Origin of the sequence: Sphingomonas alpina (genome assembly GCF_014490665.1) — a bacterium.
GTDB lineage: Bacteria > Pseudomonadota > Alphaproteobacteria > Sphingomonadales > Sphingomonadaceae > Sphingomonas > Sphingomonas alpina.
In genome coordinates this window covers 3,614,420-3,630,055 of sequence record NZ_CP061038.1, presented here as the reverse complement: position 1 = coordinate 3,630,055, position 15,636 = coordinate 3,614,420, and the positions used below count along the sequence as shown (strand labels likewise).

Genomic DNA, 15,636 nt, shown 5'->3' with positions numbered 1-15,636 from the left:
TCAGCCCTTCGCTTCGGCGAACACAGCGGCGAGCGTGCGCTCGACCAGCGGCAGCTTGAAGGCGTTCTGCGGCGTGGTGCGCGCGCCGGCCAACACCCCGGCGGCGGTCGCTTTCGCGCCGCTCGGGATGTTCGTCTCGGCCGCCTCGACCCGCCACGGCTTGTGCGCCAGGCCGCCAAAGGCGAGCCGCCCACCACGCCCGCCGGGCTCGATCACCGCCGCGACCGAGATCAGCGCGAAGGCATAGGACGCGCGGTCGCGGACCTTGTGATAGGAATGCACGCCGCCGATCGGCGCGGGCAGGGTGACGCCGGTAATCAACTCGCCCGGAACGAGCGCGGTTTCGACCTCGGGCGTGGCGCCGGGCAAGCGGTGGAAATCGGCGATCGGGATCGAGCGGGCGGTGCCGCTGGCGTCGACCGTCTCGACCTTCGCATCAAGCAGCCGCATCGCCACCGCCATATCGCTCGGATGCGTGGCGATGCACTGGTCACTGGCGCCGAGCACCGCATGGATGCGGTTGAACCCGCCGATCGCGGCGCAGCCGGCACCGGGCTGGCGTTTGTTGCACGGCTTGGTCGTGTCGTAGAAATAGGGACAGCGAGTGCGCTGGAGCAGATTGCCGGCGGTGGTCGCCTTGTTGCGCAACTGGCCCGACGCCCCGGCAAGCAAGGCGCGCGACAGCACGCCATAATCCTTGCGTACGCGCTTGTCGGCGGCAAGATCGGTGTTGCGCACCAGTGCTCCGATCCACAGCCCGCCCTCCGGCGTCGCCTCGATTGTGTCGAGCTTCAGGTGATTGACATCGACCAGATGCTGCGGGGTTTCGATCTGCAGCTTCATCAGGTCGAGCAGATTGGTGCCGCCGGCAATGAAGCGCGAACCGGGATTGCGTACGACCATTGCCGCGGCCTCGGCCGGGGTCGAGGCGCGTTCATAGGTGAAGGCTTTCATGCTTTCACTCCTTTCGCCACGTCGAGCATCGCTTCGATGATGTTCGAATAGGCGCCGCAGCGGCAGATATTGCCGCTCATCCGCTCGCGCATCTCGTGCGCGGTCATTTGCGGCGCGGCGACGATATCGCCGCTGACATGGCTGGGAATGCCGTCGCGGATTTCCTTCAGCACCGACACCGCCGAGCAGATCTGGCCCGGCGTGCAATAGCCGCACTGAAAGCCGTCATGCTGGACGAATGCGGCCTGCATCGGGTGCAGGTCGCCGGGGCTGCCCAGCCCCTCGATCGTGGTGATCTCATCGCCGTCATGCATCACCGCGAGCGTCAGGCAGGAGTTGATCCGCCGCCCCTCGACAATCACCGTACACGCACCGCACTGGCCATGGTCGCAGCCCTTCTTGGTGCCGGTGAGCTTCCAATGCTCACGCAATGCGTCGAGCAAAGTGGTGCGTGTGTCGAGATCGAGCGCGCCGGCCTTGCCGTTGACCTTGAGCGTGACCTTCATGGTCGGCGGCGGCGCGGCGGGCGAGGGTGCGGTCTCGGTCAGCGCAGCAGCGGGGGTGGAGGCGACCGCGACACCGGCCACACCAGTGGTGAGGATACCGCGCCGGGTCATTGCGAGAGCTTGGGGATCGGACATGAGCGATATCGGCCTTTCGTCCTGACGGGCGCCGTTCCGAACCATATGGATGAGCGCCCGATGCAGGTGAGCATCATGCTCCAACGCGGGTCGGATGTGAACGATCCCGAGGGGAAATGTACGACATTTTTTAGCGTGGCGGACGGGACGAGGAATGTGTCCCGAGTCAGTGACGGCGCTGCTGTTCCATGCTGATCATCGACATTTATTTTTCCGATGCTGTTAAGTTGGATTTTCGGAGAGAAAATCTCGCGTCTGTTCAATGTCTTGATGGGGCGCCATGCTGTTATTGAAGAACAGCATGGAACAGCGTGCGGAACAGCATGAACGGGGGGGCATAGCAGCATAAGCCCGATTCAATCGGGCGGCGGGAGCGGATAGGGAATTGGACGGGTGCGCCATGGCCGCGTGGTGGCACGGTTGGGGGAGAGTTAGAATCGGGCGGAGGCCCTGTGAGCCTTGACCCTCTCCCCGTTCGCCCTGAGCCCGTCGAAGGGCCGTTCTTCTTCAAGGAAGGACGGGGCTTCGACACGCTCAGCCCGAACGAGGAGAGGGATTTCCTTCTACTCTCAGGCCGGCACAGCCGCCTTCATCGCATCGTTGAGCCAGCTCCACGCCCGGCTTTCCGCCTTGGTGACCGTCTCTCCACGCAATTGCGCCAGCAACTCGCGATAGCGCCCCATGCGGCCCGAAAGCTTGTCATATTGGGCGATATGCCAGTCGATAAAGGCGCGGTCGGGCGTGCGGCCCATCGCCCGGGCGGAGGTCCGCAGCCACTCTTGCGCGATCGCCCGGCCTTCCGCGCTGTCCGGGGCAAGGTCCTGGTCGACCGCCCGGGTCACCACCTCATAGGTTTTCAGCGACGCATCCTGATATGCGGCCGGGTCGAGCGCATCGGTCCAGAAGGCGCTGGTCTCGGCGCGCAATTCCTGCGCGAAGCCTTCGTCCTCCAGCAGGGTGGCGATCTCCTCCCAGGCTGCGATCTGCTCTTCGGTCGGGTCGTCGGGCAGGTCGGGGACGCTCGTCTCCATCATCCGCTCGCGCCAGTCATCGTCGATCGGCGCGCCCTCGGCGATCCGGTCGACAAAGGTTTCGACAAGGGTGCGCATCTGCGCGTTACTCAATCTGCTCATGGTCCAAAGCCTCCTTAAATCATTAGCGGCAGGGTCTGGGACGCGAAGCGTGGCACGAAGGACGGCGGCGGTCCTGCGCTTGGCCAGGATCTCGGTTTCGAGAATGTCGAGCCGGGTCCGCAGCACGTCCCGGAGCGACAGCCGGCTGCGCAGCAACTTCTCGATTGCCGCGAGGCCGACCCCGGCGTCGCGCAGCGCCCGAATGAGATCGAGCCGCGCGACATCGGCATCCGCATAGAGCCGGTAATTGCTGGCCGACCGGATGTTCGGCGGCAGCAGGCCCTTGTCGGAATAGAAACGGATGCGCCTGACCGACTGACCCGTCAGGCTCGCCAATTCGCCGATCGTGTACAATTTCACTCCCATGGCGACTCGATTACGGTCTCCACCAAGTGGAGGGTCAACAGCAAAATTGGCGGAGACTTGCTTCAGGGACGTACTTTCTTGTTCCCCGGCGAAGGCCGGGGCCCAGTTGAAGGCGTTGGCGGCGGCGCGAGGCGCCCGTTTACCACGGTCTCTCTACTGGGCCCCGGCCTTCGCCGGGGAGCAGCTGAAGATTGGCAGATTACATGTCGAGCAAAGCGGCCGATAATCGTCGGCAACCGGCTATCCGTTCACGTCCCGGCCGTCGCTGTCCCAATAGCGCCAGACGCCGGATTCCTGGCCGCGATCATATTGTCCCTCGGCGGCGATACGGCCATTGTCGTGATAGTCGCGCCACAGACCCTGTTCGATGCCGTCGCTATAGGTTCCCTCGGAGGCGATGGCGCCGTTCGGGTGATAGGCGGTGAACCGGCCGTCCCGGATCCAGCGCGTGCCGTCCTCCGACAGTCGTCGCGCATAACGATAGCGGATGCCGCCATCCTCATAGGGTATTTCGGCGATCTGGAGTTCGGCCATGGCGTCAGGGTGCTGTCAATCCGGTGCCGGCGCAACCGGGGTTCGACCTAACCGACCGCGCGCCCGATCCGCACCAAAGTGCCGCTCGGGTCGCTGACGGCGAATTCATAGGTGCCCCAGGGCTTGAGATGCGGCGTGCCCTTTTCGATGATCAGGTCGCGCACGCAGTCGGCGACCGCATCGACATCGTCGACATAGAGATAGAGGCCGAAGGGATTATGCTCGATATGCGCCGGCCATCCGGCGACCTTGTTCAAATGCAGATGCCAGCCCTTGCCGTCGGCCAGGATGCGATAATCGCCATAGTCATTCTCCACCTCGAAGCCGAGCTTGCGGTAGAACGCTTCGCTCGCATCGAGATTGTTGCTCGGCAGGATCGCGGTCACCCGGTGCATTTCGCTCATTCGCTGTCTCCTTTGGCCGACCTGTCTGTATGGCGTGCCGGACCGGATCGCGACCGGTAAAGCGCGGGGCGATCCGTTTCCGGACGATCGCCTCACAATGTCCGGCATCCGTTCGCGAACGGCGGTTAAAAAGCGCGGGCGCATCGTGTATCCTCAGCCGATGAGGCCGGGAAACCAGGACGATCCGGATCGGCGGGTGCGCCGGACGCGGGCGGCGGTGGTCGACGCGTTTATCCGCCTGATCTTCGCGCGCCGTTATGACTCGATCCGCACTGCCGACCTGATTGCCGAGGCCGATATCGGCCGCTCGACCTTTTACGAGCATTTCCGCAGCAAGGACGATGTGCTGGCCGTGGTGATCGATCCGCTGTTCGTGCCGCTGGCCAATGCCGCGACCGGCCGTGCGGGCGTGGTGCCGGTACGAATGATGCTCGACCATCTGTGGGAACAGCGTGCCCTGGCGCGCGTGATCTTCGATCCCGACCGGCTGCCCAGATTGCAGCGCAAGCTGGCGGCGATGATCGACGAACGGCTCGAGCGCACCATGCCGGACACCGCGTCGCGTACGCTGGTCGCGACCGCGGCGGCGGCGGCGCAACTGGCGATGCTCCGCCTGTGGCTGGCCGGCGAGGTGGCGTGCCCGGCGGCGGAGCTGGCGCTGCTTCTGATCAGCGATCGGCCGGTGAAGATATCCAGGCCGGAGCGGTTGGGCGCGGCGGTTTGACTCCTCCCTTCCGTTCGCCCTGAGCTTGTCGAAGCCTGTCCTGAGCGCCTGCCTTGGCAGGCAGTCGAAGGGGGCCGTTCTTCTTCTGTGGCGAGAAAGAACAGGGCTTCGACAAGCTCAGCCCGAACGGGGAGAGGTGATGCCCTTCAATCGAGGGCGCTCCAGGTTCTTCATCCCTTCTTCAGTGCCGCGATACGCTGGTCGATGCGGCGTTCGAGTATGCTCAGCGGCATGGCGCCTTCCTTCAAGATCTCGTGAAACTGCTTGAGATCGAATTTGTCGCCCAGCGCTCCTTGCGCCTTTTCGCGGGCGCGGGTCCAGGCCATGTGGCCGACCTTGTAGCTGCAGGCCTGGCCCGCCTGGGTGCAATAGCGTTCGACTTCGCGCTGCGTGCGCGGCTGCGCGAAGCCGGTGGTCGCGACCATATAGTCGGTCGCCTTTTCGCGGCTCCATTGCTTGGCATGGATGCCGGTATCGACCACCAGCCGCGTGGCGCGGAACAGGAAGGACTGGAGATAGCCGGCGCGCTCCAGCGGTGAGGCATAGGCTTTCAGCTCGTCCGCCAGCTGCTCGGCATAGAGCGCCCAGCCTTCCGAATAGGCGGAGAAGAAGCCGGTCTTGCGCAGCGTCGGAATGTCCTTCGATTCCTGCGCCAGGCTGATCTGCAGATGATGGCCCGGCACGCCCTCATGATAGGTCAGCGAGGGAAGGGTATATTTCGGCCAGTCGCCGACATCCTTCAGATTGATGAAATAGATTGCCGGCCGCGTGCCGTCGAGCGAGGCGCGGTTGTAATAGCCGTTCGACGCGCCGTCCTGGATCTCGACCGGCACGGCGCGGATTTCCAGCGGCTGGGTCGGCACCGTCGCGAAGACTTGCGGCAGCCGCTCATGCATCGCCTTGACGCCCTGGTTCAGTCCGGCGATCAGCTCGGCGCGGCCGTCCGGCGTGTTGGCGTAGAGCTGGTCGGCGGCGATATTGAGCTTGGCCAGCCGCTCGCCCACCGTGCCCGTGGTATAGCCCTGCGACTTGAGGATCGTGTCGAGTTGCGCGGTGATTTCGGCCACCTGCGCCAGGCCGATCCTGTGCACCTCGTCGGGGCTCATCGTCGTGGTGGTGGCCTGGTTCAGCGCCATCGCATAGATCGCGTCGCCATTGGGCACGCGCCAGATGCCGTCGCCCGCCTTGGTGCCGGGCTTGAGCTTCTCGATCAGTGCGATCTGGCGATCGAGCGCGGGATAGATCTTGCTCTCGACGATCTTTGCCGCCTGGGCCTGCCAGTCGCCGGCAATGGTCTTGGCCGCGGCGCGCGTGACCAATGACTGGACGATGCTCGCGGTCGCCGCCGGCTGCCCGCGCAGCTTGCGCATCTGGCCCAGAGTGAGGTCGAGCGACCAGCCGGGCGCAAGGAAGCCCCTGGCCGCCTCGGCATCCTGCATGGCGCTTTCCTGGTCGAGCACCGTGGCGAACTGGTCGAGCCGGGCGAGATAGGCATCGGCGTCGGATTTCGCGTTGATCGTGTGCGCGGTGTTGAGGAAGTCGGGCACCGAGAAATAGGCGCCGCCCTGCTGGAAGATGCGATAGGGGCGGATCGCGCTGTCGATGCCGAATGCGTCGGCCGAGGCGATCTGAGTGCCGAGCGAATAACGCACCACTTCGAGGTTGAGCTGCGCCGCCGGCGAGAGGGTGGCCGGATCATATTTGGCGAGGCTGGCGATCGCCGCCTTGGTCTCGGCCACATCCGCCGCGCGCTTTGCGGCAGTGCGCGGCGACAAGCGGCTCTTGGCGCCGGCCAGCGGCCCCTTGTCGAGACCGAGCGAAGTGGCGAATTCGGGCGAGCGCCCGACCGCCTGCTGGAAGATCCGCTCGAAATCGGCGTCCAGCGCAGCATCGCCGCCCGTTCCGCTCGCGGCGATCGCCGTGCCCGGCAGGGTGGCGGCAAGCGCGGCGATGCCGCTGGAAGCGAGGAACTGGCGACGATCCATGACGGGTGACCTCTCGATGGGCTGGTATTGGCTCAGTCTAGGCGAGCGGATGTTGCGTCGGCCAGTGGCATTTGGGGGGATTGGGGCAGATTTTGGTTTTGGCTGCGCGGGCGTCGCGCAGCCATCACGCTGCGGCAACCACCTCAATCTCCACCAGCCATTCGGGCAGCAAGGTCTTGACCACGATCGCCGTCGTCGGAACGCGGCGGTCGCCAAGCGCGCGACAGCGGGCGTCCGCATTGGCTTCGGCAAAATCATGGTCCGTGAGGTAGCTGGTAAGGCGAACGATATTGTCGACCGTCATCTCCGCTTCGGCGAGAATGCGGGCGATGTTCTTCCAGATGAGGATGAGCTGGTCGTCCAGGCTCTCGGGCGCATTGCCCGCTTCATCCAGCCCCATCGTGCCGCTCAGATAGAGGAATCTGGTGGGCGCGATGACTTCCATCGCATGCACATAATCGTCGCTGGCCGGATAGACGCCATTGGTGGGATTTCGCGGTATCATGCGCATCTCATTCTCTCCTTTTTGCGATTGGGCATTGTAGGACGGTTGTTGCGCAAATCCGAATGATGCGTGTGTTTCACGCCGGCAGAGCGAAACGGATTCATAGCCGATACGGCGTGACATTTCGGTGTTCGGTGCGTTGAATGGCCACGTCGCGATATAGCCTAGTCGTCAATTGCACAGGAGCCAGATGTGTTCGTACCCCTTCCCATCCTGATTGTGCTTGGCGTCATCTTTGTGATCCTGCTCGCGCTGGTGCTGCGCCGCTCGCGAGTGCGCGATCCACTGCTTGGCGGGCAGCCGCCGGTCTATCGGCCGGTGCCGACACGCTATCAGCCGCCGGCAAGCGCCGCGGTCGATGTATCGGGTGGCGCGCCGAGCCATGTCCTGTCGCCCGAAATCCAGGCGCAGGTCATCGCGCTGCTCTCGGCCGGCCGCAAGATCGAGGCGATCAAGGTCGCGAAGGACGCGACCCGGCTTGGCCTGAAGGAAAGCAAGGATCTGGTCGAAGGGCTGGAATAAAGCCGGGGCCGGTGAGCGATTCAACGCGACTGCGCGGTGCCGCAGGGTGAGGTCGGATGAGACGCCAGCCGGCGCTCGTCCGGCTCTTTCTCATGGTCGTGGAACAGGGGCGCTCACCCCTGTTCCGATGAAATGACCCCTGTTCTTCCGCTGCTCCACCGCTGTTATCAGTAACAGGGGTGGGGGAGGGTAAGGCACTGTAAAGGTGCGAGGAATTCGGCCGCGAAATCCAACTTAACAGGGGTGGGTTTTTATTTGCCGCGTAACAGCGGTGAACGGCGACGTTCGAAGAGTACTTCCTCGCGCTGGCGACGCGCGGTCGACATGCTCTTCAACCCAAAATGCTCCCCGGCGCAGGCCGGGGTCCAGTTGGGAAGGTTGAAGCTAATAAAGCGCAGCGACACTCACTCGCGTTTCCCAACTGGGCCCCGGCCTGCGCCGGGGAAGCAGCATCTTTAGTAAAGGGGCCTAACTTGAACCCGCCTCACTTCCCGAAGCGGCGCTCCGTCAGCGTACCCTGTGCGGTGGTCCCGCCCGTGCCGCTGGCATCCTGCGCCAGCGTCACCCGGTATGACCCACCAGCGATATGCCATTGATGCCCGGCATCGTCCCAGTTGGCGAGGATGCGCGGTTCTGCGGCGAGCGTGATGTGACGAGTTTCGCCCGGCTTCAGCGTGACGCGCTGGAACGCGGCAAGGCGCGGGGCGCCATCGGCGCGTGCGACATAGACCTGCGGCACATCGGCGCCGGCCCGGGCACCCTTGTTGGTCACGTCGAAGCTGATCGTCAGCGTCTGACCGCCTGTTACCTTCAGATTGGCATAGCCGAAGCTGGTGTAGGACAGGCCATGGCCGAACGGGAACAGCGGAGTCAGCTTCTTCGCTGCGTACCAGCGATAGCCGACATCGCTGCCTTCCTGATACTCGACCGGGAAGGAGACCGGTGCGGCACCCTTGCCACCGTCCGAATTGGCGGCGGCAACGCGGTCGGCGGCGGTCTTGAGCGTCGACAGGCCGACCGGCTCGGGGCGCGGCGCCTGATCGGCCGAGCGTGGGAAAGTGATCGGCAAGCGGCCCGACGGGTTGACCGCGCCGAACAGGATATTGGCGATCGCCTCGCCGCCGCGCTGGCCGGGGTACCAGGCCTGGACCACGCCATCGACCCGGTCGATCCACGGCATCAGCACCGGGCCGCCGGTTTCCAGCACCACGACGGTCTTCGCATTGGCGGCGGCGACCGAGGTGATCAGCGCGTCCTGATTGTCGGGCAGCGCCAGCGTCTCGGCATCCTGCGCCTCGGTCTGCCACTGAGTGGCGAAGACGATGGCGAGATCGGCCGATTTGGCAGCCGCCGCCGCGGCGACGGGATCGTTGCCGTCCACGAAGCTGATCTCAGCGCCGGGCGCGAGCTTGCGGATTGCGGCAAGCGGGGAGGAAGCGTGATAGGTGACCCGCGCGAACGAGGCGGCCGCGCCGCTGGTCAGCGGGATCTCGACCGGTGCGCCGCCGACCGAGCGGACCTGCGACGATCCGCCGCCCGACAGCACGCCAACATCGGCGTGGCCGCCGATCAGCACGATGCGCTTCGCGGTCTTGGCAAGCGGCAACAGCTCCTTCTCGTTCTTGAGCAGCACGATCCCGGCTTCCGCCGCGGCCTGCGCGACATTGGCATGGGTCGCGTAATCGATCGGCTGTGCGGTCTCGGGCATCGGATGGTCGAGCAGGCCATTCTCGATCATGCCGGTCAGGATGCGCGTGACCATCTCGTCGAGCCGCGCCTGCGGCACGCTGCCATCGGCCACGGCGGCGGCGAGCGGGGCGGCGAAATAAGGTTGCTTGTCGAGCTCCTTGCCCGATTGCTGGTCGAGCCCGGCAATCGCCGCCTTGGTGGTCGAATGGACGCCGCCCCAGTCGGACATGACCCAGCCCTTATAGTCCCAGTCCTTGCGCAATATGTCGGTCAGCAGGACCGCATTCTCGCACGCCCAATCGCCATTGACCTTGTTATAGGCGCACATCACCGATCCGGGCCGGCCGCGCTCGATCGCGATCTGGAAGGCGAGCAGGTCGCTTTCGCGGAGTGCGGACGGCGTGATCCGCGCGTCGAGCAACATGCGCCCGGTTTCCTGCGAATTGAGCGCGAAATGCTTCACCGTCGAGACGATGTGGTTGCTCTGCACGCCGCGAATGGCTTCGCCCGCCATCGTGCCGGCGAGCAGCGGGTCTTCGCCGAGATATTCGAAATTGCGGCCGTTCCACGGATCGCGCGTCAGGTTGACGCCGCCGGACAGCAGGATGTTGAAGCGCTTGGCACGCGCTTCCGACCCGATCATCGCGCCGCCCTGATAGGCAAATGCCGGGTCGAAGGTTGCGGCGGTGGCGAGCCCGGCGGGGAGCGCGGTCGCGACATCGCCCTTGCGCTGCTCGACCTGGTTGGCGACGCCGAGGCTCGCATCGCTTTCGCGCTGCGTCGGAATGCCGAGCCGGGGGATCGGCGGGGTATGGCCGGCGGACGGGATCATGTCGGTCGGGGAACCGGGCTTGCCGGTCGCATGCGGCGGGAAGAAGCTGAAGACGAGCTGGAGCTTTTCGGCCTGGGTCATCGCCTTGACCAGCTTTGCCGCGCGCGCCTCGGCATTGGTGCCGGTTGCCGCCTTGGTGGCGGGTGCGCGCTTGGTGGCGCGCGCGTCGACCATCGCCGGCATCGCTGTCGATACCAGCATTGCGCCGATCACGGCGCGGGTCCTGAAACTCATCATGTCATGTCGCCTTCCACATGCCGACGGCCGGACGCCTCCGGATTCAGGGGGAGGCGCCGGCGGTGGTCTTCACGGAAAAAAGGGCGGGCAAGACCGACAGGGGGAGGGGGGAGGTCTTGCCCGCCAAGTTTATCAGAACGATGCCTTGATGCGGGCACCAATGGTCCGCGGCGATTGATAGACCGAGAGGAACACGGGGTCGTAGCGGGTCGGGCCGAAGGTGCTGGCGCCGGTGCGGATCTTGCTGTCCTCGACATTCTGCACGAACGCCTCGATGCTGAAGCTGTCACCCGGCGCGGTATAGCGGAGCGAGAGGTCGCTGCGCGTATAGGCTTTCTGGCTGTCGAAGCCGTCGCCATAGACGACCACCTGGCCAGTGGTCAGCGTGCGCGGTTTGAAGTCGCCGTTGAAGTAGGTGAGGTAGCTCTTGGTCTCGTAATGGATCGTGCCGCGCGGCGTGATCCGCCCGCCATTGGCCAGCACGAAGTCATGCTCATAGCTTGCCGTTGCCGAGAAGCGCGGCGCGTGCGGCAGCTCATTTCCCTTCAGGTCGCGCGCCGCGGCGGTGTTGCCGCCATCATCGAAGCGGCCATCGATCGCGACCAAAGTGTCGAGCTTGGTCTTTTGCAGCGTGCCGGCGAATTGCAGCCGGTCATGATCGGTCAGGTTGGCGTTGAGCTCGGCCTCGAAGCCGTACGCCTTGGCGCCCTTGGCATTCTGCGTGCCGACCTGGCTGCTGATCGTGTTGCCGTTCGCGTCGCGGATCGTGACCACCTGGTTGACCTGGTAACCGCGGAAGTCGGAATAATAGGCCGCGAGGTTGAGGGTCACGCGGCGGTCGAACAAGCGGCTCTTGAGGCCGACTTCATAGTTGGTGATCGTCTCCGGGTCGGTGGTCTTGCCACCATCCTGGATATTGCCCGACTTGAAGCCGCTGCTGATGCTCGCATAGCCAAGCATGCCGGGCGAGAGATCGGCATCGACGCGGGCGAGATAGGTCAGCTTGTTCCAGCTGCCCTTCACGTCATTGTTCGAGATCGAAAAGGCGCCCTGCGGGAACAAGGCGAGCAATTCCTCGGCCGTGGCGTTGGGATAGGCGCCGAAGAAATTGGCGGTGCAGATCGGACTGCCGGGCGTGGGGCAACCAAAGCCGGTGACGTTGCGCCCGCCGATATCGGCCTTCTTGTCATGGGTGTAGCGCAGGCCGCCCGTCAGGCGGATCGCGTCGGTTGCGTGCCAGATGACCTGGCCGAAGCCGGCGAGCGAGTCGATCGTGCGCTTGGCCTGGATGAAGCTGCCGACAAAGGCGCGCGTGCTGCCGTCGCGATAGCCGTCACGCTGATCGACGTCGAAGCGGATGCTGTTGTTCTCATGCGAATAATAAGCGCCGAGAATATAGTCGAAGCGGTTCTCGCCGGTCGATTTCAGCTGCAGTTCGTGGCTGGTGAAATCATAGCGCGACTTGACCGTGCGGTTCTCGCCGAACGCGCCGAGATAGAGTTGCTGGCCGGTCACCGGGTCGAAGCCGCCGGTCGGCGGCAGCGCGCCGGCATCGGCATCGGCCTGGGTGCTGCCGCCAAGACGCGAGAAACCGGCGATATAGCTGATCTGCGCATGGTCGCTGATGTCGAGGTCCATCGTGCTGCGCACCGCGACCGAATAACGGTCGGTGTCGGGCGCGGTGTCGCTGAGCGTCGAGAAGAGCTTGGTGCCGGGACGCGGAGTCTGCAGCAGCGAGATGACGGGCGCGCCCTTGTCGAGGAACCCTTCCGCACTGAGGTTCCAGGTGAAGCGATCGCTCGGCTGCCACAACAGGCTGAGACGGCCCGACATCTGGTCCTGCGCGTAATATTTCTTGCCGGTGGTGATGAAGGCGGACCGGTCGACATTGGGCACATTGGGTGCCGGCTGGAAATCGGCATAGCCGTCATGGCGCTCGGTGACGAAGGCGAAGCGTGCCGCCAGCGTATCGCTGATCGGTATGTTGATCGCGCCGCGCGTGCCGATGCGGTTGTAATCGCCGACGATCGCCTCGGCATAGCCGCCAAGCTTGTCGAAGGTCGGCTTGGCCGAGATCAGGCCGACAGCGCCGGCGGTCGCGTTACGACCGAACAAGGTGCCCTGCGGCCCGCGCAACACTTCGACGCGCTCCATGTCGTACATCAGCACCGACGCACCCTGCGCGCGCGGCGAATAGATGCCGTCGATATAGATCGCGACCTCGGGATCGGCGACTTCGGTAAAGGCCGTGTCGTTGCCGATGCCGCGGAGCGTCAGCAGCACGGCCGACTGATCGCCCTGCTGGTTGAACTGCAGGCTGGGCACGAAGCGTGCGAGGTCAGTGATGTTGTTGACCTGTTGCCGGTCAAGCGTCGCCTGGCTGAAGGCCGACACCGCGAGCGGAGTCTTCTGCAGGCTGGTCTCGCGCCGCGTTGCGGTGACCAGAATATCGCCTTCATCCACGGGTGCGGCCGTAGCCGCCGGATCAGCCGTCTGCTCGGCGGGCGCCGGCGCGGCCTGCGCGAATGCGGGCGCTGCCACAAGGAACGAAGTGGCGAGCATGGTGCTCGCGGTGAACAGAGACCGTTTCATGAAATCCTCCCACACGACTCACCCTTTTGATCGGGCTTGGCGGCACCCAAAGGCGCGCTCGACATCGATGTCAACAAAAACCGACATCGATGTCAAAGGAGGCCGACATCGATGTCAAAAATTCCCCGGACAGTTGCACGATTGCATCGCTCCGGTCATGAAAGGCCGTGGCGACCTCCTCATCAGATCCCGAAGCGCGGACCAGCAAGACCCTGTTCGAGCTGTCGATCGGGGTGTTCTTCCTGGGCGGTTTCCTGACCTCGATCGTCGGATTGCTGGTGCCGCGCCTCACGCTGACCCTGGGGCTCGACTATACCCGGGCGCTGCTGGTGCAGTTCGCCTTTCACCTGAGCTACCTGCTGTTCGCCTTCCCGATCGCGCTCGCGATCCTGCGCATCGGCTATATGCGCGCGATCGTCGCCGGGTTGAGCGTGATGGTGGCGGGATGCCTGGCGCTGATCGCCTCGGCCGAATGGCGTTCCTTCGCGCTGGTGCTGCTCGCGTTGCTGACGCTCTCGACCGGCATCACCTTCCTGCAAATGGCGGCCAATACCGTGGTCACCGTGGTTGGCCCGTCGCGCCGTGCCGCCGCGCGGCTGACATTGCTTCAAGGATTCAATGCGCTTGGCACGGTACTCGGGCCGCTGATCGGCGCGGTGTTCCTGCTCGGGTCGATCGGGTCTGATCGTGGCGGCCCGGTGGGCGATGATGCGGTGCCGTTCATCGGCGGAGCCGTGTTGCTCGGGATACTCGCCATCGCCTTCCACCGGCAGCGCAATCTGCTTGGGAAGGCGGCGCTGTCCCCGGCAGGCGCATTGCTGCGCCATTTGCCGACGGTGCTGCACGATCGGCGGCTGCTTGCCGGGACGGTGGCGATGTTCGCCTATGTCGGAGCAGAGGTCGCCATCGGCACGCTGATCCCCAATTACCTGATGCTGCCCGGCAGCCTGCATGCGACACCGCTCGCCGCCGGACAGCTGGTCAGCCTGTATTGGGGTGGGGCGATGATCGGACGGTTCGCCGGCGCATTCCTGCTCCGGCGGATTGATGCCGGCATGCTGCTCGCGGTGGCGGGGCTGGCGGCGATGGCGCTGGCCGTGGTTGCGAGCCTGGCCGGGGGTGTGACCGGTGCGGTCGCGCTGATCGCGGTGGGGCTGTGCAATTCGATCATGTATCCGACACTCTATGCGCTGGCGCTGCCCGAGGACGAGACGCAGGCGCCGCTCGCGTCGATGCTGTTGTGCATGGCGGTGGTTGGCGGGGCGATCGTGCCGTTGCTGACCGGGGTACTGGCCGACCGGATCGGGCTGGAACTGTCGCTGCTGCTGCCCGCCTCCTGTTATATAGTCATCGCCGGCTTCGCAGTCGTCAACCGGACGGCGGCCGACCCCGTGGCGGTGGCGGTATGAAGCCGATCACGATCAAGGAAGTCGCGGAGCGCGCCGGGGTGTCACCCAAGACGGTGTCGCGCGTGATCAATGACGAGGATCATGTCCGCCCGCCGGTGCGCGAGCTGGTCATGCGCGTGGTGCGAGAGATGGGCTATCGCCCGAACAGCTTCGCGCGCAGCCTGTCGAGTTCGAAATCCTATCTGCTCGGCCTGCTGGTCGACGACCCGGCCTCGGGCTATGCCGCCGATGTCCAGCTCGGCGCGCTGCTGCGCAGCCGCGACCTTGGCTATCATCTGGTGATCGAGCCGCTCGATACGGCAACGCCCGACTGGCTCGGCCAGATGGATGTCGGCCTGCGCGCGCTCAATCTCGGCGGGGCGATCCTGACTCCGCCCCTGTGCGACCGGGCGGACCTGATCGCGGTGCTCGAGCGGCACGAGCTGCCGTTCGTGCGCATCTCGCCGAGCAGCGACGACGAAAGGTCGGGCTCGGTCCGGATGGACGACCGCGCCGCCGCACGCGAGATGACCCGGCACCTGATTGGCCTCGGCCATCGCGACATCGCCTGCATCAAGGGCGACCCAGTGCACAGCGCATCGGGCCTGCGTTATATCGGCTTTCGCGACGCGATGCGTGAGGCGGGGCTGGACGTGGCGCCGAACCGCACGCTGGAGGGTGACTTCTCGTTCCGCTCCGGCCTCAGGCTCGGCGAGGAGATACTGGCCAGCGACGACCGGCCGACCGCGATCTTCGCCAGCAATGACGATATGGCACTGGGCGTGCTGGTCACCGCGATCAAGCATGGTATCGCGGTGCCCGACACGCTGTCGGTCGCCGGCTTCGACGACGCGCCGGTCGCGCGGGTGTCATGGCCGCAGCTGACCACGATCCGCCAGCCCAAGATGGAGCTGGCTGCCGCCGCGGTCGATATCCTGACGGATCCGACCTACGCCGCGCATCCGGACAAGGGGTCGTTCAGTCGCAACCTGCCTTATGAACTGGTCATGCGCTCAAGCACCGCCGCGCCGGCGCGGCGCCTATAATCGCGGATAATGGTACGCCCGGACAACTTGATACAAAGTCGCCGGGCCTGCCTTTTCTTTGCCTCAGATTGGCCCGAGTTGATC

The 15,636-nt window shown here is 65.0% G+C and carries 13 protein-coding genes; 4 read left to right on the top strand and 9 right to left on the bottom strand.

What is annotated here, in order from left to right; translation table 11 throughout:
* From H3Z74_RS16980 to H3Z74_RS16960, 5 genes are all read right to left on the bottom strand, one after another.
* Positions 1–954: an FAD binding domain-containing protein gene (locus H3Z74_RS16980; protein ID WP_187760758.1), complete on the bottom strand. Its 954-nt coding sequence runs from the start codon at positions 952–954 to the stop codon at positions 1–3.
* Entirely contained in the window at positions 951–1,595 is a 645-nt protein-coding gene (paoA, locus tag H3Z74_RS16975; protein WP_187760757.1) for an aldehyde dehydrogenase iron-sulfur subunit PaoA, read from the bottom strand. The genes H3Z74_RS16980 and paoA overlap by 4 nt, the downstream gene beginning before the upstream one ends.
* 569 nt (positions 1,596–2,164) lie before the next feature.
* Positions 2,165–3,088, bottom strand: coding sequence for a helix-turn-helix domain-containing protein (locus H3Z74_RS16970; RefSeq protein WP_229726638.1), 924 nt, complete (start codon positions 3,086–3,088; stop codon positions 2,165–2,167).
* 246 nt (positions 3,089–3,334) lie between these two features.
* Complete coding sequence (locus H3Z74_RS16965) at positions 3,335–3,628, bottom strand: toxin-antitoxin system YwqK family antitoxin (RefSeq protein ID WP_187760755.1); 294 nt, start codon at positions 3,626–3,628, stop codon at positions 3,335–3,337.
* Between the two features lie 47 nt (positions 3,629–3,675).
* Entirely contained in the window at positions 3,676–4,032 is a 357-nt protein-coding gene (locus H3Z74_RS16960; RefSeq protein WP_187760754.1) for a VOC family protein, read from the bottom strand.
* Positions 4,033–4,192: 160 nt separating this feature from the next.
* On the opposite strand from H3Z74_RS16960, the gene H3Z74_RS16955 reads away from it, so the two are divergent.
* Positions 4,193–4,756, top strand: a complete 564-nt coding sequence (locus H3Z74_RS16955; protein WP_187760753.1) for a TetR/AcrR family transcriptional regulator — start codon at positions 4,193–4,195, stop codon at positions 4,754–4,756.
* A 170-nt stretch (positions 4,757–4,926) separates the two neighbouring features.
* On the opposite strand, the gene H3Z74_RS16950 is transcribed toward H3Z74_RS16955, so the two are convergent.
* Both H3Z74_RS16950 and H3Z74_RS16945 read right to left on the bottom strand, forming a co-directional pair.
* Positions 4,927–6,741 (bottom strand): DUF885 domain-containing protein, encoded by a 1,815-nt coding sequence (locus tag H3Z74_RS16950; RefSeq protein WP_187760752.1) that lies wholly within the window; start codon positions 6,739–6,741, stop codon positions 4,927–4,929.
* A 124-nt stretch (positions 6,742–6,865) separates the two neighbouring features.
* Positions 6,866–7,252: a RidA family protein gene (locus H3Z74_RS16945; RefSeq protein WP_187760751.1), complete on the bottom strand. Its 387-nt coding sequence runs from the start codon at positions 7,250–7,252 to the stop codon at positions 6,866–6,868.
* Between the two features lie 186 nt (positions 7,253–7,438).
* Here H3Z74_RS16945 and H3Z74_RS16940 point away from each other — a divergent pair, with 186 nt between their 5' ends.
* Positions 7,439–7,768 (top strand): ribosomal protein L7/L12, encoded by a 330-nt coding sequence (locus H3Z74_RS16940; protein WP_187760750.1) that lies wholly within the window; start codon positions 7,439–7,441, stop codon positions 7,766–7,768.
* Positions 7,769–8,252: 484 nt separating this feature from the next.
* Here the strand turns inward: H3Z74_RS16940 and H3Z74_RS16935 are convergent, their stop codons facing one another.
* Complete coding sequence (locus H3Z74_RS16935) at positions 8,253–10,523, bottom strand: beta-glucosidase (RefSeq protein WP_187760749.1); 2,271 nt, start codon at positions 10,521–10,523, stop codon at positions 8,253–8,255.
* 135 nt (positions 10,524–10,658) lie between these two features.
* Positions 10,659–13,118, bottom strand: coding sequence for a TonB-dependent receptor (locus tag H3Z74_RS16930; protein ID WP_187760748.1), 2,460 nt, complete (start codon positions 13,116–13,118; stop codon positions 10,659–10,661).
* A gap of 167 nt (positions 13,119–13,285) precedes the next feature.
* Between H3Z74_RS16930 and H3Z74_RS16925 the strand changes: the two genes are divergently transcribed.
* The gene (locus H3Z74_RS16925; RefSeq protein ID WP_187760747.1) at positions 13,286–14,527 is read left to right on the top strand and encodes an MFS transporter; all 1,242 of its coding nucleotides are present in this window, start codon (positions 13,286–13,288) and stop codon (positions 14,525–14,527) included.
* Positions 14,524–15,552 carry a LacI family DNA-binding transcriptional regulator gene (locus H3Z74_RS16920; RefSeq protein ID WP_187760746.1) on the top strand — a complete coding sequence of 343 codons (1,029 nt, stop codon included), beginning with the start codon at positions 14,524–14,526 and terminating at the stop codon, positions 15,550–15,552. The genes H3Z74_RS16925 and H3Z74_RS16920 overlap by 4 nt, the downstream gene beginning before the upstream one ends.
* The last annotated feature ends 84 nt before the right edge of the window (positions 15,553–15,636 follow it).